General features: G+C 37.4%; 20 protein-coding genes. 2 read left to right on the top strand and 18 right to left on the bottom strand.

What is annotated here, in order from left to right; translation table 11 throughout:
* Window positions 1-190: 190 nt before the first annotated feature.
* From ACNSTQ_RS09285 to ACNSTQ_RS09250, 8 genes are all read right to left on the bottom strand, one after another.
* Window positions 191-1,489 (bottom strand): dihydrolipoamide acetyltransferase family protein, encoded by a 1,299-nt coding sequence (locus ACNSTQ_RS09285; RefSeq protein ID WP_418199563.1) that lies wholly within the window; start codon window positions 1,487-1,489, stop codon window positions 191-193.
* A 17-nt stretch (window positions 1,490-1,506) separates the two neighbouring features.
* The gene (locus tag ACNSTQ_RS09280) at window positions 1,507-2,490 is read right to left on the bottom strand and encodes an alpha-ketoacid dehydrogenase subunit beta (RefSeq protein ID WP_216829466.1); all 984 of its coding nucleotides are present in this window, start codon (window positions 2,488-2,490) and stop codon (window positions 1,507-1,509) included.
* A gap of 14 nt (window positions 2,491-2,504) precedes the next feature.
* Window positions 2,505-3,497: a thiamine pyrophosphate-dependent dehydrogenase E1 component subunit alpha gene (locus ACNSTQ_RS09275; protein ID WP_418199562.1), complete on the bottom strand. Its 993-nt coding sequence runs from the start codon at window positions 3,495-3,497 to the stop codon at window positions 2,505-2,507.
* 16 nt (window positions 3,498-3,513) lie between these two features.
* Complete coding sequence (lpdA, locus tag ACNSTQ_RS09270; protein ID WP_418199561.1) at window positions 3,514-4,935, bottom strand: dihydrolipoyl dehydrogenase; 1,422 nt, start codon at window positions 4,933-4,935, stop codon at window positions 3,514-3,516.
* Window positions 4,936-6,054, bottom strand: a complete 1,119-nt coding sequence (gene buk / locus ACNSTQ_RS09265; RefSeq protein ID WP_418199560.1) for a butyrate kinase — start codon at window positions 6,052-6,054, stop codon at window positions 4,936-4,938.
* Window positions 6,055-6,069: 15 nt separating this feature from the next.
* The gene (gene bcd / locus ACNSTQ_RS09260; protein WP_418199559.1) at window positions 6,070-7,164 is read right to left on the bottom strand and encodes a branched-chain amino acid dehydrogenase; all 1,095 of its coding nucleotides are present in this window, start codon (window positions 7,162-7,164) and stop codon (window positions 6,070-6,072) included.
* Between the two features lie 12 nt (window positions 7,165-7,176).
* Entirely contained in the window at window positions 7,177-8,100 is a 924-nt protein-coding gene (yqiS, locus tag ACNSTQ_RS09255; protein WP_418199558.1) for a phosphate butyryltransferase, read from the bottom strand.
* 135 nt (window positions 8,101-8,235) lie between these two features.
* Window positions 8,236-10,302, bottom strand: a complete 2,067-nt coding sequence (locus ACNSTQ_RS09250; protein ID WP_418199557.1) for a sigma 54-interacting transcriptional regulator — start codon at window positions 10,300-10,302, stop codon at window positions 8,236-8,238.
* Window positions 10,303-10,692: 390 nt separating this feature from the next.
* On the opposite strand from ACNSTQ_RS09250, the gene ACNSTQ_RS09245 reads away from it, so the two are divergent.
* On the top strand, window positions 10,693-10,941 hold the full coding sequence (locus ACNSTQ_RS09245) for a DUF2627 domain-containing protein (RefSeq protein WP_418199556.1): 249 nt from the start codon (window positions 10,693-10,695) through the stop codon (window positions 10,939-10,941).
* Between the two features lie 106 nt (window positions 10,942-11,047).
* On the opposite strand, the gene ACNSTQ_RS09240 is transcribed toward ACNSTQ_RS09245, so the two are convergent.
* Genes ACNSTQ_RS09240 through steA form a run of 4 tightly spaced genes read right to left on the bottom strand, consistent with a single transcriptional unit; the run spans window position 11,048 to window position 14,100 of the window.
* The gene (locus tag ACNSTQ_RS09240; RefSeq protein ID WP_418199555.1) at window positions 11,048-11,845 is read right to left on the bottom strand and encodes a hypothetical protein; all 798 of its coding nucleotides are present in this window, start codon (window positions 11,843-11,845) and stop codon (window positions 11,048-11,050) included.
* 1 nt (window position 11,846) lies between these two features.
* Window positions 11,847-12,509 carry a glycosyltransferase family 2 protein gene (locus tag ACNSTQ_RS09235; RefSeq protein ID WP_418199554.1) on the bottom strand — a complete coding sequence of 221 codons (663 nt, stop codon included), beginning with the start codon at window positions 12,507-12,509 and terminating at the stop codon, window positions 11,847-11,849.
* Window positions 12,493-12,960 carry a hypothetical protein gene (locus tag ACNSTQ_RS09230; RefSeq protein WP_418199553.1) on the bottom strand — a complete coding sequence of 156 codons (468 nt, stop codon included), beginning with the start codon at window positions 12,958-12,960 and terminating at the stop codon, window positions 12,493-12,495. Before ACNSTQ_RS09230 ends, ACNSTQ_RS09235 begins: the two co-directional genes overlap by 17 nt.
* Window positions 12,961-12,969: 9 nt before the next feature.
* Window positions 12,970-14,100, bottom strand: coding sequence for a putative cytokinetic ring protein SteA (gene steA / locus ACNSTQ_RS09225; protein WP_418199552.1), 1,131 nt, complete (start codon window positions 14,098-14,100; stop codon window positions 12,970-12,972).
* 123 nt (window positions 14,101-14,223) lie between these two features.
* Here steA and ACNSTQ_RS09220 point away from each other — a divergent pair, with 123 nt between their 5' ends.
* The gene (locus ACNSTQ_RS09220) at window positions 14,224-14,400 is read left to right on the top strand and encodes a hypothetical protein (RefSeq protein WP_418199551.1); all 177 of its coding nucleotides are present in this window, start codon (window positions 14,224-14,226) and stop codon (window positions 14,398-14,400) included.
* Between the two features lie 46 nt (window positions 14,401-14,446).
* Here the strand turns inward: ACNSTQ_RS09220 and spo0A are convergent, their stop codons facing one another.
* The 6 genes from spo0A to dxs form a co-directional block, all read right to left on the bottom strand.
* Window positions 14,447-15,244, bottom strand: a complete 798-nt coding sequence (gene spo0A / locus ACNSTQ_RS09215) for a sporulation transcription factor Spo0A (RefSeq protein WP_418199550.1) — start codon at window positions 15,242-15,244, stop codon at window positions 14,447-14,449.
* 461 nt (window positions 15,245-15,705) lie between these two features.
* Window positions 15,706-17,028: a SpoIVB peptidase gene (gene spoIVB, locus ACNSTQ_RS09210; protein WP_418199549.1), complete on the bottom strand. Its 1,323-nt coding sequence runs from the start codon at window positions 17,026-17,028 to the stop codon at window positions 15,706-15,708.
* 123 nt (window positions 17,029-17,151) lie between these two features.
* Window positions 17,152-18,843 (bottom strand): DNA repair protein RecN, encoded by a 1,692-nt coding sequence (gene recN / locus ACNSTQ_RS09205; protein ID WP_418199548.1) that lies wholly within the window; start codon window positions 18,841-18,843, stop codon window positions 17,152-17,154.
* Between the two features lie 12 nt (window positions 18,844-18,855).
* Entirely contained in the window at window positions 18,856-19,305 is a 450-nt protein-coding gene (ahrC, locus tag ACNSTQ_RS09200; RefSeq protein ID WP_418199547.1) for a transcriptional regulator AhrC/ArgR, read from the bottom strand.
* A gap of 287 nt (window positions 19,306-19,592) precedes the next feature.
* Window positions 19,593-20,411, bottom strand: a complete 819-nt coding sequence (locus ACNSTQ_RS09195) for a TlyA family RNA methyltransferase (RefSeq protein ID WP_418199546.1) — start codon at window positions 20,409-20,411, stop codon at window positions 19,593-19,595.
* Between the two features lie 2 nt (window positions 20,412-20,413).
* Complete coding sequence (gene dxs / locus ACNSTQ_RS09190; protein WP_418199545.1) at window positions 20,414-22,303, bottom strand: 1-deoxy-D-xylulose-5-phosphate synthase; 1,890 nt, start codon at window positions 22,301-22,303, stop codon at window positions 20,414-20,416.
* Window position 22,304: the final 1 nt, after the last annotated feature.

The following is a 22,304-nucleotide window of genomic DNA, read 5'->3' as shown; positions in this document are numbered from 1 at the left end:
TTTTCTTTAGTATCAAGAGTAGAGTGCCCTTTTCTAGTTGTTTTATGCATAGTTTGTAATATTTTCATTAATACACTTTGATACCAACATTGACTCAACACAGTACAGCATAGAAAACAAATAAAAAAATAAAAAGAGTTCCTAAGAACCCTTTTTATTTTTGATAAAAAACACTATGCTTCACACATCATTAATAAACAGAAGTGTTATCTTTTCCGATCTTCTCTAATTTCTCTTTCACGCTTGCTAGGAAACGTCCGCAAACTAGTCCATCTAACACTCGATGATCTAAAGATAAGCATAGGTTGACCATGCTTCGAACCGCAATCATATCATTTTCCATAACGACTGGCCGTTTTACAATCGACTCCACAGATAAAATAGCTGCTTGCGGATAATTGATAATTGGAGTTGATAAAACAGAACCAAAAGAACCTGTATTATTCACTGTAAATGTACCACCTTGCATGTCTGCTCCTGAAAGTTTTCCAGTACGAACTTTTCCAGCTAGGTCATTTACTTCACGTGCAATTCCTTTAATATTCTTCTCATCTGCGTGTTTGATAACAGGAACATATAAAGCATCATCTGTTGCTACAGCGATAGAAATATTGATGTCTTTCTTTTGAATAATTTTATCTCCTGCCCACATGGAGTTAAGCTGAGGGTATTCTTTTAATGATTCAACAACCGCTTTAATGAAGAAAGGTAAAAACGTAATATTGAATCCTTCTTTTTGCTTGAACTCATTTTTAACAGAATTACGGAAGTTTACTAAGTTCGTCACATCGACTTCTACCATCGTCCAAGCATGCGGTGCTTCGTGCTTACTACGAACCATGTTTGCTGCAATTGCTTTACGCACACCTGATACCGGAATTTCAATATCACCTGCTGCTACAGGAATATCAATAGATGGTGTTTCTTTTGCTGGCTGAGTTGCAACTGGTGTTGGTGCTTTCGAAGCCGACGCTGGTGTTGTTTCCTGTTGTGGTGTTACTGTTTCTGCTGTTTTAGGTTGCGGGATGGCACCACTCTCGATGACCCCAAGAATATCTTTTCGTGTAATTCGTCCGCCTTTACCAGACCCATTGACTTGTTCGAGATCAATATTATTTTCTTGCGCTAGGCGTAGTACTGCAGGAGAATAACGTTTTTTCTGAGATTGATCTGTTTCTACTGCACTTTCTACTGAAGTTGATGCAGTTTCTGCAGGTTTATTTACTTTCTCTTCCGTTGCTGGCGCTGCACCTTCCACTTCGATCTTACAAATAATGGCCCCTACAGCTACCGTCTCATCCTCATCCGCTACAAGTTCTTGAATAACACCTGTATAAGATGACGGAACTTCTGCATTTACTTTATCTGTCATTACTTCAGCAATAGGATCGTATTTGTTTACCTTATCCCCTGGCTTTACGAGCCATTTACTAATCGTTCCTTCAGTTACACTTTCCCCTAATTGGGGCATCGTAATTTCTGTAGCCATGATTGAACCTCCTTCTATTAAAACTCTGCTAAGTCTCTCATTGCTTTTTCGACTTTATCTGGATTGATCATAAAATACTTCTCCATTGTTGGCGCATAAGGCATAGGAGGTACATCCGGTCCTGCTAAACGTTGAATTGGTGCATCTAAATCAAATAGGCACTCTTCTGCAATAATCGCAGAAACCTCACTCATAATGCTGCCTTCCTTATTGTCTTCTGTCACTAAAAGAACTTTCCCTGTTTTCTTTGCTGCTTCAACAATTGCTTCTTTGTCTAGTGGGTAAACTGTTCTTAAATCAAGGATATGTGCCGAAATACCGTCTTTCGCTAATTTTTCTGCTGCTTGAAGTGCAAAATGAACAGATAAACCATACGTAATAACCGTAATATCCTCACCTTCACGTTTTACATCAGCTTTTCCGATTGGCAATGTGTAATCCTCTTCAGGTACTTCACCTTTAATTAAACGATACGCACGTTTATGCTCAAAGAATAATACTGGATCATTATCACGAATAGCTGCCTTTAATAAGCCTTTTACATCGTATGGAGTAGAAGGCATTACAATTTTTAAACCTGGAACAGAAGCAAACATCGCTTCTACTGATTGTGAGTGATATAGTGCTCCATGAACTCCACCACCGTAAGGAGCACGGATAACCATTGGACAATCCCAGTCATTATTTGAACGGTAACGAATTTTTGCTGCTTCACTCACAATTTGGTTAACGGCTGGCATAATAAAGTCGGCAAACTGAATTTCTGCAACAGGTCGCATTCCGTACATTGCAGCTCCAACACCTACACCCACAATCGCTGACTCTGCAAGAGGAGTATCAATGACTCGTTGCTCTCCAAACTGGTCATATAAGCCTTTGGTTGCACGGAATACACCTCCGCGTGCTCCAACGTCCTCTCCTAGTACAAAAACTTTGGAATCGCGTTCCATTTCTTCTTTTAACGCTAGAGTAACTGCATCAATATATGAAATAACTGCCATAGCTCTCTCCCCCCTTATTCTCCGTAAACGTATTTCATTGCTTCTTCTGGCTGCGCATACGGTGCTTCTTCTGCATATTCTGTCGCCTCATTGACGATTGCCATAAGACGGTCGTTTAATTCTTTTTCCTTTTCCTCAGTTAGAAGTCCTACTCCTCTTAAGTACTCAGCAAATGTAAAGATTGCATCTTTTTTCTTCGCTTCTTCAACTTCCTCTTGTGAACGATAAGTTCTGTCATCGTCATCACTTGAGTGAGGTGTCAAGCGATATGAAACCGTTTCAATAAGAGATGGTCCTTCTCCTCTTCTTCCGCGATCAGCCGCTTCTTTTACCGCTTCATATACGGCAAGTGGATCATTTCCATCTACCGTTACACCCGGCATTCCGTAGCCAATCGCACGATCTGAAACTTTTTCACACGCTAATTGCTTTTCAATAGGAACTGAAATGGCATACTTGTTGTTCTCACACATAAAAATAACCGGAAGCTTATGCACTCCTGCAAAGTTAGCCCCTTCATGGAAATCTCCCTGGTTAGATGAACCTTCTCCAAATGTTGTGAACGTTACAAAATCTTTACCTTCCATTTGTCCAGCAAGGGCAATACCTACAGCATGAGGAACCTGAGTTGTTACAGGAGATGAACCGGTAACGATTCTGTTCTTCTTTTGACCAAAGTGCCCTGGCATCTGACGTCCACCAGAGTTCGGGTCTTCTGCTTTAGCAAAACCAGACAACATAAGGTCTTTCGCTGTCATACCAAATGTTAGTACAACACCCATGTCACGATAATATGGTAAGATATAATCTTTTTCACGGTCTAATGCAAATGCTGCACCTACTTGTGCAGCTTCTTGCCCTTGGCAAGATATAACAAACGGTATCTTACCTGAACGATTTAATAGCCACATACGCTCATCAATTCTTCTAGCAAGTAACATCGTTTCAAACATTTCTAATACTTTATCATCAGATAATCCTAACGCTTGATGACGGTTTTCTGTCATGGATATATCCCTCCTATTATGAATGAATCGCTTTTCCTTCAACTGCTAGTGCAGCTTCACCGATAATCTCTGATAATGTTGGATGTGGATGGATTGTATGAGAAACTTCCCAATTTGATGCGTCTAATACTTTTGCAATCGCTGCTTCTGAAATCATATCTGTTACATGAGGTCCAATCATATGAACACCTAGTAAATCATCTGTTTTTTCATCAACAACAAATTTGACAAAACCATCGCTTTCTCCAAATACTAACGCTTTACCAATCGCCTTAAATAAAAATTTTCCTGTCTTTACAGTGTGCCCCTTTTCTTTTGCTTCCGCCTCAGTCAAGCCAACTGAAGCAACTTCAGGGTGACTATAAATACACTTCGAAACGGTGTCATAGTTGATCGGATCAGGGTTTTGTCCAGCAATATGTTCAACTGCTACAATACCTTCATGTGAGGCAACATGCGCTAACTGTAATCCACCGATAACATCCCCAATTGCATAGATGTGAGACTCTTTTGTTTGATAAAACTCATTGGTTAAGACCATCCCTTTTTCTACTTGGATGTCTGTATTTTCAAGTCCAATACCTTCTACGTTTGCTGCTCGCCCTACCGAAACAAGGAGCTTATCGGCAGTGAATGTTTTTTCTTCACCTTTATGTTCTGCTTTTATCGTAACACCAGCAGATTTTTCAAGAGTTTCTGGAAGTACCTTCGCACCAGTCACAATTTTAATACCTTTTTTCTTCATCAGACGTTGTGCTTCTTTTGAAATTTCGTGATCTTCTGTCGGTAAAATACGGTCACTGTATTCAATAACTGTTACTTCTACCCCGAAATCTGCTAGCATTGAAGCCCATTCAATGCCTATAACGCCACCACCAACAATGATGATTGAAGAAGGAAGTTCCTCAAGTTGCAATGCCTCATCTGAAGTTAAGACATGAGTTCCGTCCGCTTGCATACCTGGTAACATCCGTGGTCTTGAACCCGTTGCGACGATAACGTTTTTCGGAATTAACATTTCATTTTCGTCACCGTTATTCATTTCAACAGAAATCGTCCCTGGCGTAGGTGAAAAGATTGATGGTCCTAAAATACGTCCCGTTCCTTCATAAATATCAATTTTTCCTTTTTTCATTAGATGTTGAACACCATTATGGAGCTGATCTATGATAGCTTGTTTACGTTCCTGAACTTTAAGGAAGTTTAGTGAAACGTCACTCGTTTCTACTCCAAAATCACTTGCACGCTTCGTTGTTGCAAATACTTCAGCGCTTCTCAATAGAGCTTTTGAAGGAATACACCCTTTATGTAGACATGTTCCACCAAGCTTTTCTTTTTCTACTACTGCAGTTTTCAGTCCTAATTGAGCCGCACGAATGGCAGCAACATACCCGCCTGTACCTGCACCAAGTATAACCAAATCGTATTCTTGAGCCATTTACTTACCTCCTGATATTTCTAATTCACTTAGCATCTTCCCACTAGGATAATGCTTAGCTGTTTCTTCACCATTAATAACACGTATTGCACCTGTTGCAAGCGCTAACATCTCATCTTCACCTGGGTATACGAGGATATCACTGATCCACTCTAACTTCGCTGTAAGGAATGATATCAAGCGTTCACTGTAAGCTAGACCGCCAGTTAAAATAATTCCATCAACTTGACCCGATAGAACAGTACTAGCTGCGCCCACTTCTTTTGCAATTTGATAAGCCATAGATTCATAGTAAAATAACGCTTCTTCATTACCTTTTTCTATTCTTTGCTCAATGACATGGCCATCTTGGGTTCCTAAATAGCTAACTAATCCACCTAAACCTGCCATTAATTTTAATGCCTTCGCTTTTGTCATTCCCTCTGAAAAACAGAGATCAATGACTGCTCCCGTAGGTAGCGTCCCTGCCCTTTCAGGTGAGAAGGGGCCTTCGCCATAAAGCCCATCATTGACATCAATGACACGCCCCTCCTTGTGAACACCTACAGTAATGCCTCCACCCAAATGGACAACTATGAGTTTTAGGTCTTCATACTTTTTCCCAAGAGCTTTGGCTGCGATTCGTGCTGTAGCTTTTTGATTTAAAGCATGAAAAATACTTTTACGTTCTATACCTTGTAGACCTGATACTCTAGCCACCTCTTCCATTTCATCTACGACAACAGGGTCAACGATGAACGATGGAATATTTAACTGGTTCGCTATTTCATAGGCGATAATTCCCCCATAGTTTGAAGCATGCCAACCAGAATATCCATTTTTCAAATCTTCGAGCAGGAGTTCATTTATAGCATACGTTCCACTAGGGATTGGTCTAATTAATCCTCCTCGCCCAACGACCGAATCTAGTTTTGACAGATTAATACCTTCTTCATCTAAGGTTTTGAGAACTGTTTTTTTACGAAAATCGTATTGTTCTTCAACTGTCAATAACGATTGAATTTCAATTAAGCTATGTTCAATTTTTGTCATAAAAAGTGGTGTGTAGCCTTCATAAATCGCAATCTTCGTAGAAGTAGATCCAGGATTAATAACTAAGATTCTTTGTCGACTTTCCATCCTAATTCACCAACTTTATCTACGACTTAAAATGTGCTGCTCGTTTTGTAAAAATTGCTTTCTTGAATTTCTCATTCTTCTAATACGCTCTTCAGCCATGCGGTCGGCAGCCAAATATGTTGGAATTTCATCACGCTTTGAAATTTCAATTACTTTTTCTATGTTTTCATAAATACCTTCAACTTTTTTCATTGCACGTTCTCTGTTATAACCGTATAATTCATCAGCCACATTAATAACACCACCGGCATTGATGACATAGTCAGGCGCATAAACAATACCCATTTCATGAATAAGATCACCATGTCTTGTTTCTTTTAATTGATTGTTTGCTGCACCAGCAATAACTTTAGCTTTCAGTTTTGGAATGGTTTGATCGTTAATAATTGCTCCTAGCGCACACGGTGCAAAGATATCACAATCCACTTCATAGATATCATTTATGTCAACAGCTTTTGCACCAAACTCATCTACAACACGTTGAACTGCTTCTTTATTAATATCTGTAACAACTAAATTTGCTCCTTCTTCATGAAGGTGACGACAAAGGTTGTAAGCAACATTTCCAACACCTTGAACTGCTATCGTTTTTCCTTCTAAAGAATCCGTTCCAAATCCAGCTTTCGCAGCTGCCTTCATCCCAACATATACACCATACGCTGTTACAGGTGATGGATTTCCTGAAGAACCAAACGCTGGTGAAATACCAGTTACATAATCCGTTTCTTCATGAATAAGGTCCATATCTGCCACTGTTGTTCCAACATCTTCTGCTGTAATATAACGACCGTTCAATCCTTGAATGAAGCGTCCAAACGCACGGAACATTTCTTCGTTTTTATCTTTACGTGGGTCACCGATAATTACTGTTTTACCGCCACCTAGGTTTAAACCTGCTGCAGCATTTTTATATGTCATTCCACGAGCTAAACGTAATGCATCTTCAAAAGCAGCTTCTTCACTTTCGTACATCCACATTCTTGTACCACCTAATGCTGGGCCTAATGTAGTGTCGTGGATAGCAATAATCGCTTTTAAACCTGACTCTTTATCTTGACAAACTACGACCTGCTCATAATTGTATAATTCCATGTACTTGAAAAGTTCCATTTTTGTTTCCTCCTAGTGTGCTTGTTGTTCTAAAACTTTTTTAGTGCTAATTGCATTTAAAGCAAGCGCAATTGAATACAGCTTATTTATTGTTGAATCTGATCTTGACGTTAGTACAATTGGAGCCTTTGCCCCAGTAATAAATCCGCCTACATTCGCTTTCGCAAAATAAACCAAAGATTTGTATAAGATATTGCCTATTTCTACAGTAGGGACTACTAAAATATCCGCATCACCGGCAACTTCTCCCTTTATCCCTTTGTACTGAGCCGCATCCTTAGAAATGGCGTTATCTAGGCCAAGCGGCCCATCGATGATACAATTCTTGATTTGACCTCTGCGGTTCATCTGAGATAAGATCGCAGCATCCACAGTCGCTGTCATTTCAGGGTTCACTACTTCTACAGCGGCAATTGGAGCTACTTTAGGTAATTCCACCCCCACCTTGCGTGCAACTTCCACTGAATTCTCAATAATGTGTACCTTTTGTTCAAGGTCTGGTGCAATATTCAAGGCAGAATCCGTAATAAACAGCAACTTTTTATAATTTGGGATATCGAATGCTGCCACATGTGAAAACAATCTACCCACTCTTAATCCGTAGTCTTTATTTAAGACTGCCTTCATAAGAACCGATGTAGGTACCATTCCTTTCATTAATATATCGGCCTCTCTATTATGAACAGCCTTTACCGCTTCTTGTGCAGATTTTTCAATACTGTCTGTGGAAACAATAGTAACAAATTGCCAATTAATTTTTCTTTCTTCTATTAATCGACGAATTTCCTCTTCATTTCCAAACAACAAGAAAGATGCAAGTTTTAATCGTACAGCCTCTTCTACTACGGTCATCATTCGTTCATCGTCTGCAGCAGCGACAGCAACTATTTTTTTTGGGAAATCTGCAACCCTTGAAAGCATGTTTTGTAATAACATAACCTCTTTCCCTTCTTTCTCTCTTTCTCAATTTTTATTATTGCAAGATCCGTGCCAAAAGCGTTTAACGTGAAAGCGCTTTATTTTACAGTATTTCGAAAAAAGAAGTGCGCAATAATTTTCATAGTATGAAAATTATTGCATGAAATTTTTTTCAATTTTGTATTTCTCCATTTTATAATATAAATTCCTTACAGATAAACCAAGTGTTTTGGCCGCAGCCGTCTTGTTCCAGTCACAACTCTCTAATGTAGTCATTATGATTTCTTTTTCAAAGCTATCTACTTGTTCTGATAAAGTAGCATTCATTAACACACGAGAAGTCGTTTTTGACTGAACTGTACCTTTTTCAATCGTTGGCAAGTGCTGAAAATGCTTCGTTTCAATAACATGTTCATTTAATGTCATATAGATCATAGCTCGTCCTAGTACATTTTCAAGTTCTCTTACGTTACCCGGCCAATCATATTTTTTAATAAGTTTATGCGCTTCAACTGAGATGTTATATATAGCTCTTCCATAATCTTGATTTAGCTTATGTATTAAATGGATACAAAGTTTCGAAAGATCTTCTTTACGTTCTCTAAGTGGTGGTATAAAAATCGGCATTTTATTTAATCTATAATATAAATCCTCTCTAAAAGTATGGTCATTCATACCTTTTTCTAAATTAACATTTGTTGCAGCAATTACTCGTACATCAATTTGAATGGGTTTTGTCCCACCAACTCTTACAATTTCTTTTTCCTGTAATACTCTTAAAAGTTTGGCTTGCATGTTTCCTGACAACTCTCCGATTTCATCTAGAAAGATACTGCCTTTATTCGCCTCTTCAAAAAGACCTCGTTTACCACCGCGCTTAGCTCCGGAAAATGCACCTTCTTCATAGCCGAACAATTCACTTTCTAATAAACTTTCAGAAATAGCAGCGCAATTTACACGAATAAACTTATTATATTTTCGTTCACTTTCATTATGGATAGCGTGCGCGAATAATTCTTTACCCGTCCCTGACTCTCCACGCAATAAAATCGTTGCCGGTGTTGTTGCAGCCAATTTCGCCTGCTCAATAGCTATTTTCATTTCATCCGAATCACCAATAATATCGTCAAACGTGTACTTTGCTTCTAATGTTCGAATAATTTGCCTTGCACGCTGTAACTGATCCGTTAATGTTTTAATTTCAGAAGTATCGTGAATAACTCCAACACTTCCCTTTAAGACCCCATCCACAATGACCGGTGCTACATTAACTAAAACATCTTTTCGTTTTGGACCAACCCGCATTTGCACGCCTCTAACTGCCTTTCTCGTTTTAAGGACATGCATATGCATACTTTCACCTTCATAAATGTCAGCAGTTGCGGGCTTTCCAATAACATCTTCAGGCAGCAGTCCTGTTAATCTCGTATAAGCCGGGTTTATCATAATTCCTAAACCCTGCTCATCAACAACTGATATCGCGTCATCTGAAGAGTGAATGATCGCCTCTAGCATCGTTTGAATACTTTTTAAACTCGTAACTTCCTCAGCCATTTGAACAATCTCTGTAATATCTCTAAAAACAGCTAGCGCACCAATCATTTCATTTCCACAAATTAACGGTACGCGTGTCGTTAAGATCTTACGGCCATTATCTAACAACTGCTCTTGATTGGTTTCTTCCTTTTGTATGTGAAGAATTCGCGGTAGTTGACTAGTTGGCATAACCTTTTCAATCTTTCGTCCAATCGCTGAGTTGGCATCTATATCAGCCATTTTTCCCGCAGCATCATTAAATAATGTCACTTCACTATCCATATTAATAGCGATCATACCGTCATGAGTTGAATTTAAAATCGTTTCTTGAACCGTTCCGTGCTCTTTCATATAGGCTATTAACGATTCTTTTTCATCAATTAATTGAAAAATAAAGTTTGCAATGGTTCCTGAGATGACTGTCGTATCCTTGTGACATACTTCCTTTATTTCTTCAATCAGATTTTTATAACCTGTAGCTTCTATTACAATATCTATTTTTGAATTTATTAAGTCTTTCCAATTTATATGTGTTTGGATATTATTTTCTTTTGCAATTACCATACCTGGTGCTTTTGGATCAATATCAGAAACTCCGACCACTTCCATTTTCTTTGTTTCCATAAGGAGCTTCAATAAAGCCGTACCGCCTCTCCCCGCACCAATAATAACAACCGTCTTCATGTTACTTCCTCCTTTAAGGAACTTACCCCATACACAACTATTACTGAAACTTAGAAAACTTGCAACTGATTACTTGGACAACGTGGTATAATCAATTAAAATAATGATTGTAGTATCTTTTTATAAGGCTCTTTTCTAAAAGAATGTTGCTTTTAGCTATTGGACCGTAACCAAGCGAAAGCTTGGTTCTTCACGCTTTAGCGTGAAGCTTTTGAATATAAATCAGCCAGATGGATAAATAAATTTATCCATTAGGGCTGATTTATATTCAAAAAACGGTCCAATAGCAACAAAGTTTACGCAAACAGCCTTTTATAAAAGTGCAGCACTTTTATAATCCATATAATTTTAGAAACACCTCAAAAAGTAATAATGAAAGGATAATTTTCTATGCAACGATTTATTGCATTAATGATTTTAGTAATACCGGCAATTATCGCAGGTTATGGGATAAAGCTGATGCGGGATACCGTATTCCAAATTCTCCATACTCCATTTTTCTCACTATGGTTTCAATTTATTGCAGGTCTAATCCTCTGTATACTAGGGATTGCTTTTATTGGTGGGTTCATCTTTCACCGTGATCGTAAAAACAACAAAGTTTCTCCTCGTTTTCAAAAGAAACCAAAAAGAAGCTGAATTAAGCATATTCCCTCTTTATATCACGATATATAGTGACAACCGTTTACGTTGTTCTGCTATATATCGTTTTTTTAGGAATTCAATCTACTTAAATCAACCTCATCTATTTTATTGATAAACCCCATTGATCCACTCTTTTCATTATTGGGTGCTTTTCAATCCACTTTGAAAAAGAAATCCGCTCAGCAATAACGGTTAATAAAATTAATAAGATAATGACAATATATTGCTGTAAGATTGGAGCATATAATACAGTGACGATGGCTAAAATCCCACCTATTAGTGTCGCTCCATTGTCACCTAACATCGCAACGGCATGTCCATCTAAAACATAGAAAAGAAAAAAGAATGATAACAAAAATAAGTAATAGGCAAACGGAACATTCACTACAACATACGGTAAAAATATTGCAACATGAAGTAGCGATACTTTCCATACTCGAAGTGGTCTTGTATCAAATAAGTTCATGACATGCGGTGTTAAAATTAAAATGAGCGAGTATCGGATCCATTGCTCTACTGTTGCAGGTACCATTAAACTAATCCATATATATGCTAACATGAACGTGCCCGTTAGTTTCAGTAAAGCCGTACTGAAAGTTCCCTCTTGAATAAATTTCCGAATATGTCCTTTTAAACCTTTTGTTCTCTTATCTCCCATAACATCATCCACCAACCCAATCAACCATAACCCACATAAGTAAATCATACTAACACCACTAAATACATAGATTTCCCAAGGTGAAAAGATTGCAAAAGTCAAGTAGCTATATAGTACAAAAAAACCAATGCTATAGGGAATAGAACGTTTTAAAAAGTTTGTTGAAGTCCAGTTCATACGTGTAAAGAAAAGCATACTGGCAATAGCTACTAAAGGTAATGTAAAAGATAAAATAATCACTTTAACCACCTCTCAATGCTGCTTCAATATCTAACCACTGCTTTCCACGATGAAAAAAACCACGCAAGTTTTTTCCAGTATGTCTATGGGTTATATTGGTGTCCACTTCAACCAACTGGGCTCCTGCTTTAATCAAGTCGATTGTCATGCCCAATTCAATTCCAAATCCGTGATAATTTTTATCAAGCAATGTGGGCAACCATTTACGATGAAATGCACGTTGACCTGATAAAGGTGCAGTTATCCACTTACCAGTCTTTTTATAAATGACATTTTGAGCTTTTCGTTTAACAAGACCAAAACCTCTTTTCTTGGGTGGTGGAAGAGTACCTATTACTACATCAATAAACGGATACGTTAATGGTGTTAATAATTTTATACCTTCACTTGCTGTTGAACCGATATCAGCATCCAGACTAACAATATAAAGTCCATTTGCTTTTTCCCAACCAGCTTTTAGGGCTTGGCCTTTTCCAAGATTGGAATTAAAGTGGACCGTAACATCACTAAAGTTTTCGCAAATCTCGCCAGTTGCATCGCTACTGCCATCATTTACAGTAATAATCTCTTGGACCCATGGTTGTTCTTTTAACGTTTTTAGTGTATGTTCTATTCTTTCCTGTTCATTAAACGCAGGAATTACAACACTAGCTTGAATGTTCATGTGTATAAATTTCTCCTTTAAGTCGTAGTAACGTCAAGTAAAAATTCTGCACATCCATCTCATGCATAGGAATGGCTTCTAATGCCATATGGGGTCCTTCAAAATCATTATAAAGTTCATTTCCTAAAGTAATAAGTATGCCATTCCCTTCTAGTATCGGTTCTACTCCTTTTTCAATCAGTTTGACCTCAGCCCCAATTTCTTCAAGCAAAAAGGCTAAACTGCTATACGTTTCCTGTTCTGAGGCGATATAAAGTGGTATTGATCCTATTTCTTCTGCAACAAAAGATAACCATCCATCTCTTTCCGCTTTTAATAAACTATTCTCAGTTTGAAGTTGATTAAAATATAATAATTGTTGCTCATTTAACCAATCTTTATCGACAACGACACCAACAAAAACACCTAATAAAAAAGTAAGCATTAAAATGAAATTAGTCCGTGATCTCATTCGCTATTTTCACCCTCCTACTTTTATCCAATTCCACAAAATCATGAAGAGCAATTGAATTTTAGAACTAGAGCTCAAAATTAATATTGCCATAATACTACCCGCAACAGGATACATCGGCAGTGAAAATTTCTCTCTGTTTAACTGCAAACGGTGGATCCCTCTTAAATCAACAATCCGATGACCAGCTTGCATTCGAGTCAAAAGGGTCGCACCCATTCCATTTCTTCCTTTTTCTAAAAAATCATTCATCGAATTATGCCCGCCAACTAAATAAATGACTTTCGCGTTTGCCCAATAAGAGAAAATCACAGCAACGTCCTCACTCGTTCCTACAAATGGCAGCTTTTCACACGGTAAGCCTAACTTACAGACACGCTCATACCCTGGTGAATTTCCATTAAGATAACAATGGGCAATAAGCTTTGCACCTGACTGTAATAACCTTTCACTTACTGAATCCATGTCCCCAATAATATAATTTGGAAACACACCTAATTCAGCTAAGCCGTCTGCAGCCCCGTCGACTGCTACTATTGGTAGCTTCTTTCGCTTTATTTTTGGCATTAGCGTCAGAAAATCTTTCTTATATTTTGACCCTCTAACAACGATGACTACTTCTTTTCCATCTAGATCGTTAAATAGTTGTACCTTTTGATATTCACTTAAAAAATCTCCCAACTCTCTGTTCGCATAGGAAAGGGAATTATCTACAAATCCCTTATATGTATCAGTCGAATGAAAAAAGGCTACTTTTTTTAGATCGTTCACCCATTTAATTGTATATCGATATAATTTCGCCACGTTAAACCACTTATTTTCTTCATATAAAAAAAGCTCGTTATTTATTATTCTTGCTTTTGATAAATGTAAGGAGAAATTACGATCTACTATTTCAACAATGTCATACACAGGTATTTGAGCTTCTAACAATTCTAATACACCATTATGGTCGTACTTGCCTGTCATTGAACGCTTTACATTTATAACTGCCTTAACTTTTTTATCAATTAACGCATCTGCGGCCGTACTGTCAATATCTTCATGGTGCAGTACAACGATGCTTTTTGGCGGAATAACCTTCACTAAGTCTTTTGTAATTTGTCCTTCATAACATACTCCACGCATGAAACGATTCATACTAAATACCCCTCGTGTCTTTTTTGATAGTATGTTCCAATACGGCATATTTCAACCATATAGATAATCGGTATAAGGTAAAAGGGACAAGGAAAAAATAACAGAAATGCTGGAGGTGAAAAGATGTTTCAATTTTTACATGAACATAATGACCGGGAAGTTTATCAAGCGGAGTATTGTGATGAACGCTTTTTAATTACGTATAATTTGGAAACAGAAGAAATCGAACACATCACCCCTATGGTCGGAACTGATGTCATTGTCCGTTTATTTAAAAACTATATACACGAACAAAAATAAAGAGGCTAACTCTACAGTCAGCCTCTTTTATCTATTTTCGATCCTTTCAACTTACCTTATGTTCAATTCTTAATTTATCAGCAACCATTGCGATAAATTCACTATTCGTTGGTTTTGCTTTTGAGTGGCTCACTGTGTAACCAAATAGTGACGAAATGGAATCGATGTTCCCACGGCTCCATGCGACTTCAATCGCATGGCGAATCGCACGTTCTACACGACTTGCTGTCGTATTAAATTTCTTTGCAATGTCTGGATATAACACCTTTGTAATTGAGCCTAATAGTTCAATATCGTTATACACCATAGTAATCGCTTCTCTCAAATACATATACCCTTTAATATGAGCCGGAACTCCAATCTCATGGATAATATTTGTTATGCTCGCATCTAAATTAAATTCTTTTGTTGGAGACTTATATTGTGTTTGCTGTTGATAAGAAACTGTATTTTGAATAAATGTTTGCTTTTGGCCACTAATTTCGCGAATGTTTGAAATAAGTGTATCCATATCAAACGGTTTAAGGATGTAATAAGAGGCCCCTAAATCCACTGCCTTCTTTGTAACATCTTCTTGACCAAAAGCAGTCAACATAATGATGTTTGTTTTTTTCTTAAGCCCCAATTGATTCATCTTCTCTAATACCGCTAAGCCATCTAAATGAGGCATAATAATATCAAGAATAAGTACATCAGGCTGTTTTTCTTCTACAATCTTTAAACACTCCTGACCATTGTAAGCCACCCCTACAACTTCCATATCATCTTGAGCAGAAATATACTCATTTAATAAACCAACCAACTCTCGGTTATCATCAGCTATACATACCTTCACCTTTTGCACACGACGTCCTCCTCAACTTCTATAGTAATAAAATAAATGTCAAAGTATATGTTCCAAACAACAATTTCGACACCGTTATTAAAACTCCTTTAAAATTTCTAAATTTCTCTAAAAAAATATTGTTTTTTATGAAACAAATGCGTTATAATATAAAATTCGATCTTTTTCGATATTAAAAATGTAATATATTACACTTTTGTCGAAAATTCTTTATTTGTTGTTGTTTTTGCAATACATTTCAATTATATGTCTACATTGACTTATTATTAATCGTATCATAAATAAATTGTAAGATATAGACGGTTTTTGTTAAAGCTCCAAAAAGAAAAGTGAAAAGTGAAAGATATTTTTTAATCATCAAGCAATCTTGTCCTTTTTGGTGAGTGTTTCAGGAGGTAATGGACCTCGAGACCGATGAAATGTAAAGCTAAGCACACTTCTTAGCATAAAAAAAGACGAGCTTAGCTCGCCTTCGCACTGTCATCTTTCTTTTCATAAATATCAATACCAGCTTCTTGTAGCATCCATTCAATATGACACCCATAGCCAGATGTTGGATCATTAACAAATACATGTGTCACAGCTCCGACTACTTTTCCATCTTGTATGATCGGGCTACCGCTCATCCCTTGTACAATTCCGCCTGTAGCTTCGATTAAGTCTTTGTCAGTAACTTTTAGAACTAGCCCTTTTGTAGCAGGGTACTTTTGAGGGGTCGAACTAATAATTTCTATATCGTACTCTTGGACTTTTTCCCCTTCAACGACGGTTAAAATTTTCGCTGGTCCTTCTTTAACCTGCGAAGATAATGTAATTGGCATTTCTTTGTCGATCAAATCGTTCTTTACTTCTTCTGGTGAATTTAATTCACCAAAGATTCCAAATGAACTATTTTTAGTTATACTACCTAATACATGTCGTTGGTCGGAAAAACTTGCTAATTTTTCCCCTGGATCACCGTTGCTCCCTTTTTCTATCGAAGTAACCGAAGATCGTATGATTTGCCCATCATGGACAACAATTGGTTTTTTCGTATCAACATCAGAAATAACATGACCTAACGCACCGTATTTCTTTGACTTTGGATCATAGAAAGTTAATGTTCCTACTCCAGCAGCGGAATCTCGAATATATAGTCCTAATCGATACGAACTTTCTCCCTTAGCCTTTAATGGTAACAATTTTTTTTGCAACGTTTTCTTATCACGTTTAACTTGAATGTCCAGTTTCTCATCTTTTTCACCGGCTTCTTGAACAAACGCTGCCACTTGGCTCATTCTCGTTATCTTTTCACCATTAATTTCTGTAATCATGTCACCTACTTCAATTCCAGCAATCTCACCGGGTGATTCCTCTCCATCATCTGTTTGAATTAAATGATGTCCTACGACTAAAACTCCATCTGTGTTTAATTTAACTCCTATTGATTGGCCTCCAGGTATAACTTTAATTTCCGGCAAAACTTTGACATCTACTTTCTTTACAGGCAAAGACCCTGACTGAACTGTCACCTCACCATCCCCTTGCCCTTGGGCTATTACAGTTATAGCAGCCTGTTCTTCATCATGGTTAATCGTATTAAACCTGAGATGATCCTGGTCTGTCTGAGCTGTGAGGTTTCCTAATTCAGGTGCTGATTTAACTAATTGTTGTTCCACTCCTTCAAATACTACTACTTGAGAAGGAATGTTAATCCACTCATGTACAGGCTTATAAAAGCCAATACCGATGACAAAAACAAGGAGAATTGTTCCTATAATTTTTCTAATTTGTTCTGAATACAACTAATTCACTCTCCTCGCTCCTTACACACACCTCCATGTTTGCTGTATTACTAATGTTGCCTTGTTTTAAGTCATTTATAACCGCTGATCTAAATAAAAAGCCAGCCTTATTTGGCTGACTTTTCATGTATTGGTTTTTATTTGCTCTGCTAATAGTAGTAATTCATTAGCGTGTTCCTTCGTAAGTTCAGTCACTTCAACGCCCGAAATCATCCTTGCAATTTCATCAACCTTTTCTTCATTTGAAAGTTGCCTAACATTGGTTTTCGTTCTTTCCTCGATTTGCTGTTTGCATATATATAAATGTTGGTCTGCCATTGCTGCAACTTGTGGAAGATGAGTAATACACAATACTTGAGATTTTGTTGCGATTTGATGTATCTTCTCTGCGATAGCTTGTGCTACCCTGCCACTCACTCCAGTATCTACTTCATCAAAGATTAATGAAGTAACTCCTTGCCCTGAAGAAAAAATGGTTTTCATAGCTAACATTATTCTCGAAATTTCCCCGCCAGAGGCTACTTTTGACAACGGTTTTAATGGTTCACCTGGATTAGGTGATAAATAAAATTCAGCAGTATCCACGCCTTCTTCTGTAAATCGACCATTTGGTAATTTATTCATTTCAACTGAAAATTTTGTTTTTTCCATGTAGAGAGCTTGTAATTGTTCATGAACAGCATCACTTAATTGCATTGCCGTTTTTTTTCTAATTGCTGATAATGCATTTGCTTCAACTTCAAGATCTAATCGAAGCGCATCTAATTCAATTTGCAAACTTTGAATTCGATCTTCCTTATTCACGAGAGTATCGAGTTCATCTTCAACTTTTGCAGCATATTCTAAAATTTCATTAACAGATGTACCATATTTCTTTTTTAAAAAGCTAATTTCATTCAACCGAGTTTCAATCATTTCAAGACGTTTTGGATCAAATTCTAAATTCTCAAATTGATGGCTTAATGTAAAAGATGCTTCTTCAAGTAAGTAATAACAGTTAGAAACTGTTTCGACAAGCGATTGTAATTCAGGATCTATTCCTGCTGCTTCTTCCACATGACTTAAAGCATTATGTATCCAATCCAGCCCCTTCCCTTCACCGTAAAGGCTGTTGTAGCTATCATGAAGAGCTTTATAAAGCTTCTCGTTATTAGCTAACTTTAGTTTTTCTACTAATAAACCTTCATCTTCTTGCGGTCTTAAATCTGCTTTTTCAATTTCTTTTAATTGATACTGAATTAGGTCTAAGCGATGAGCTAATTCCTGTTCATTTTTATTCATTTGTTCTAATTGATTTTTGACGTTGCTAAACTTTTTAAATAGCGATTGATATTCACTTTTCGTTGGTTTTAAAGAACTCTTGGCAAAACTATCTAAAAAAGAAATATGACGCTCTTGTTGAAGTAAAGCTTGATGTTCATGCTGGCCATGAATATCAACTAACGTTTGTCCAATTTCTCGAATGATCCCTAAGGTCACCAACTTACCGTTTAATCGACATATACTCTTTCCGTGCGTCGTTAAATCCCGGCGAACAACGATCATTCCCTCTTCAACATCAATACCTAGTGACTTTGCTTTCTCAATTACAGGATGATCCTGTTCAATAGAAAATAATCCTTCAATTTCTGCACGATTGGCACCATACCGTATAAATTCAGTTGAACCTCTGCCACCGACTAACAAGCCGATAGCATCGATAATAATCGATTTTCCTGCACCTGTTTCACCTGTTAGTACAGTTAAACCTTTATTCAACGAAACTGTTAACTCGTCAATAATGGCAAAGTTTTTGATGGACAGTTCTACTAGCATAACATTCACCCTCTATAGCATTTCTAAAAAACGTTCAGTAATACTCGGACTATCCTCTTTATGTTTACAGATGATTAATATTGTATCATCTCCACAAATCGTGCCCATAATTTCATTCCAATCCAAATTATCAATCAGTGCACCGATCGAATTAGCATTCCCTGGTAATGTTTTCATAACGATCATATTTTCAGAACGATCTATACTTACAAAGCTATCCATTAGTGCTCTTTTTAACTTTTGCAATGGATTAAAACGTTGATCTGCCGGTAAGCTATATTTATACCTACCATCGATCATCGGTACTTTTACTAAATGTAACTCCTTAATGTCACGTGATACGGTTGCTTGTGTTACATTGTAACCTGAAGTTTTCAGTTGTTCGACTAAATCGTCTTGTGTTTCTATTTCTTGATTAGTGATAATTTCTCTTATTTTAATATGTCGCTGTCCTTTATTCATTTCATCCACCTACTCATTCATTTAATCAATATTCACTAATTGTATATTCATTATTTTACATGTATCTTCAATGAATTCAAGGTATTTACAAATATTTATAATAATTAATGTATAAATAATAAAGCCCCAAGTTTATTCGCTATTGCATAAAAAATCACAACTTACCCTAAAGTGCTGTTAAAAAAGTGAATTAACATTTCACACGATGAGACCAAAATCAAAGGATATCAATATAATTTAACACAGCTTACCCTAAAAAAAACAGAGGGGCTTATTGCCTCCTCTGTTTAATCTTTCTTCAATTGTTCATGTGCTTGACTTACAACTTCTTCTACAGTAAACGAAGGAGGAACGATATCTTCTTTGGTATTCCATCGTAGATGTAACAAGAATTCAATATTACCCTCGCCACCTTTTATTGGCGAGTAGTCAATACCTGCAATTTCATAACCTTCGTTTCTAGAAAAATCTGTAATGTCTTGTACAACTTTAATATGAGTTTTTGCCTCACGAACGATCCCCTTTTTACCTACTTCTTCTCTCCCTGCTTCAAATTGTGGTTTTATTAAAGCGATCACATGACTGTTTTCTAACAGCAATGTTTTTAAAACAGGAAGAATAAGTTTTAAAGAAATAAAAGAGACATCAATTGTTGCAAAGTTAGGAAGACCATGGATTAGATCTTCTGCCTTGACATAGCGGAAATTCGTTCGCTCCATAACACAGACTCGTTCATCTGTTCTTAACTTCCAAGCTAATTGGTTATACCCTACATCTAAGGCATACACTTTTTTTGCGCCATTTTGGAGAGCACAGTCGGTAAACCCTCCCGTCGAAGCCCCTATATCTAAGACGACAGCACCCTCTAACTGAAGATCGAACACCTTCATCGCTTTTTCAAGCTTTAAACCTCCACGGCTAACATAAGGTAATACATCTCCTTTAACGGTTAAAGGTGCATCTATACTGATTTTCATTCCAGGCTTGTCAATACGTTCACTTTCTACATAGACTAAACCCGCCATAACTGCCCGTTTAGCTTTTTCCCTTGTTTCAATTAAACCTTTATCTACTAATAAAACATCAATACGCTCTTTTTTGCTCATCTTTACGCCCGTTGTCTTTTTCGAGGGACCATTGCCGTAATTTTTTCTGCAACTTTCCCCGAGGTTAAACCAATTTCCTCAAGTAGTTGAGAGACACTACCATGTTCAATAAACTGATCTGGTATGCCCATTCGCTCGACAACAACATTGTGGAAATCATGGTCGTGGAAAAATTCTAGTACTGCACTTCCAAAGCTTCCTTGTACAGACGTTTCCTCTAATGTAAGGATCGGAATGTTAGCTTCCGCAAGTTCAGTTAACATCCGCTCATCTAGCGGTTTGACTGAACGAGCATTTACTATTTTAACTGATACTCCTTGTAAGGCAAGTTGACGAGCTGCTTCTTCAGCTACTGGGATCATTGTACCAAATGTCAGTATACAGGCATCATTACCGTCTTCAAGCACTTCCCACGTTCCAATTGGTATTTGCTTCAATTGTTCATCCATTTTAATTCCGTAACCATTTCCTCGAGGATAGCGGACAGCAATCGGACCATCGTCATATTGCACTGCCGTATAAATCATATGTTGAAGTTCATTTTCATCTTTTGGCATCAATATTACCATATTTGGGAGATGACGAAGGTAGGCTATATCAAATACACCTTGGTGTGTTTCGCCATCTGCACCTACAAGTCCAGCTCGGTCAATTGCAAACACAACATTTAAGTTTTGACGACAAATATCATGTACGACTTGATCATACCCTCTTTGTAAAAATGTTGAATAAACTGCAAATACAGGCTTTATTCCTTGTGTAGCTAATCCGCCAGCCATTGTTGTTGCATGCTGCTCAGCTATCCCGACATCAATCATTCGATCAGGAAATTCTGTTGCGAACTTATCCAACTTTGTTCCACCAGGCATCGCTGCTGTAATAGCTACTAATCGTTTATCTTCTCTAGCAATTTTTTTAAGTGTATCACTAAATACACCACTATAGCTTGGTGGTCCAGGTTTTTTCACTACTTCTCCAGACTCGATCTTATATGGCCCTAAGCCATGCCACGTTCCTTCTGCATCGTTTTCTGCAGGGCCGTAGCCTTTTCCTTTTTTCGTTAGAACATGAATGAGTACAGGTCCTTTTGTCTTCTTGGCATACTTCATATTTTCAAGTAAGTCATCAAAATCATGACCATCAACTGGTCCTAAATAAGTAAATCCTAATTCTTCAAAGAAGATACCTGAAACGAGTAAATATTTTAAGCTGTCTTTGACTCTTTCAGCTGTTGTAGCCAATTTCCCACCGAAAGCAGGGATTTTTCGAATTAGCATCTCTAATTCTTCTTTAGCTTTATGATACTTCCCAGCTGTTCTTAACCGGCCTAAAACATTGTGAAGGGCACCTACGTTCGGCGCAATAGACATTTCATTGTCATTTAGGATCACAATAATATCTTTTTGTTCATGACCAATATGGTTTAATGCTTCTAAAGCCATTCCCCCGGTTAACGCTCCATCACCAATAACAGCAACGACTGTTTCATCCGTTCCTTTTAAGTCACGTGCTGTTGCCATTCCCATCGCAGCCGATAAAGAAGTCGAACTGTGTCCAGTTTCCCACACATCGTGTTCACTTTCACTTCTTTTTGGAAAACCACATAAACCTTTGTATTGACGTAAGGTGTCAAACTGGTCAGCTCTGCCAGTAAGAATTTTATGGACGTAAGCTTGGTGTCCTACATCCCAGATAATTTTATCTTTCGGACTTTCTAAACAGTAATGTAGAACCATTGTAAGCTCAACAACACCCAAGTTAGGACCTAAGTGACCACCTGTAACCGATAACTTTTCTATTAGAAAGTGACGAATTTCAGATGCTAATTCTTCTAATTCTGATTTGGATAGTTGCTTTAACATACTAGGGTCTTTTATATTTTCAAGTTCCATT

Origin of the sequence: Alkalihalobacterium sp. APHAB7 (genome assembly GCF_048323755.1) — a bacterium.
Lineage (GTDB): Bacteria > Bacillota > Bacilli > Bacillales > Bacillaceae_F > Alkalihalobacterium.
Note: the sequence above shows the minus strand (reverse complement) of the source record. Positions and strands in the feature narration are given on the sequence as shown.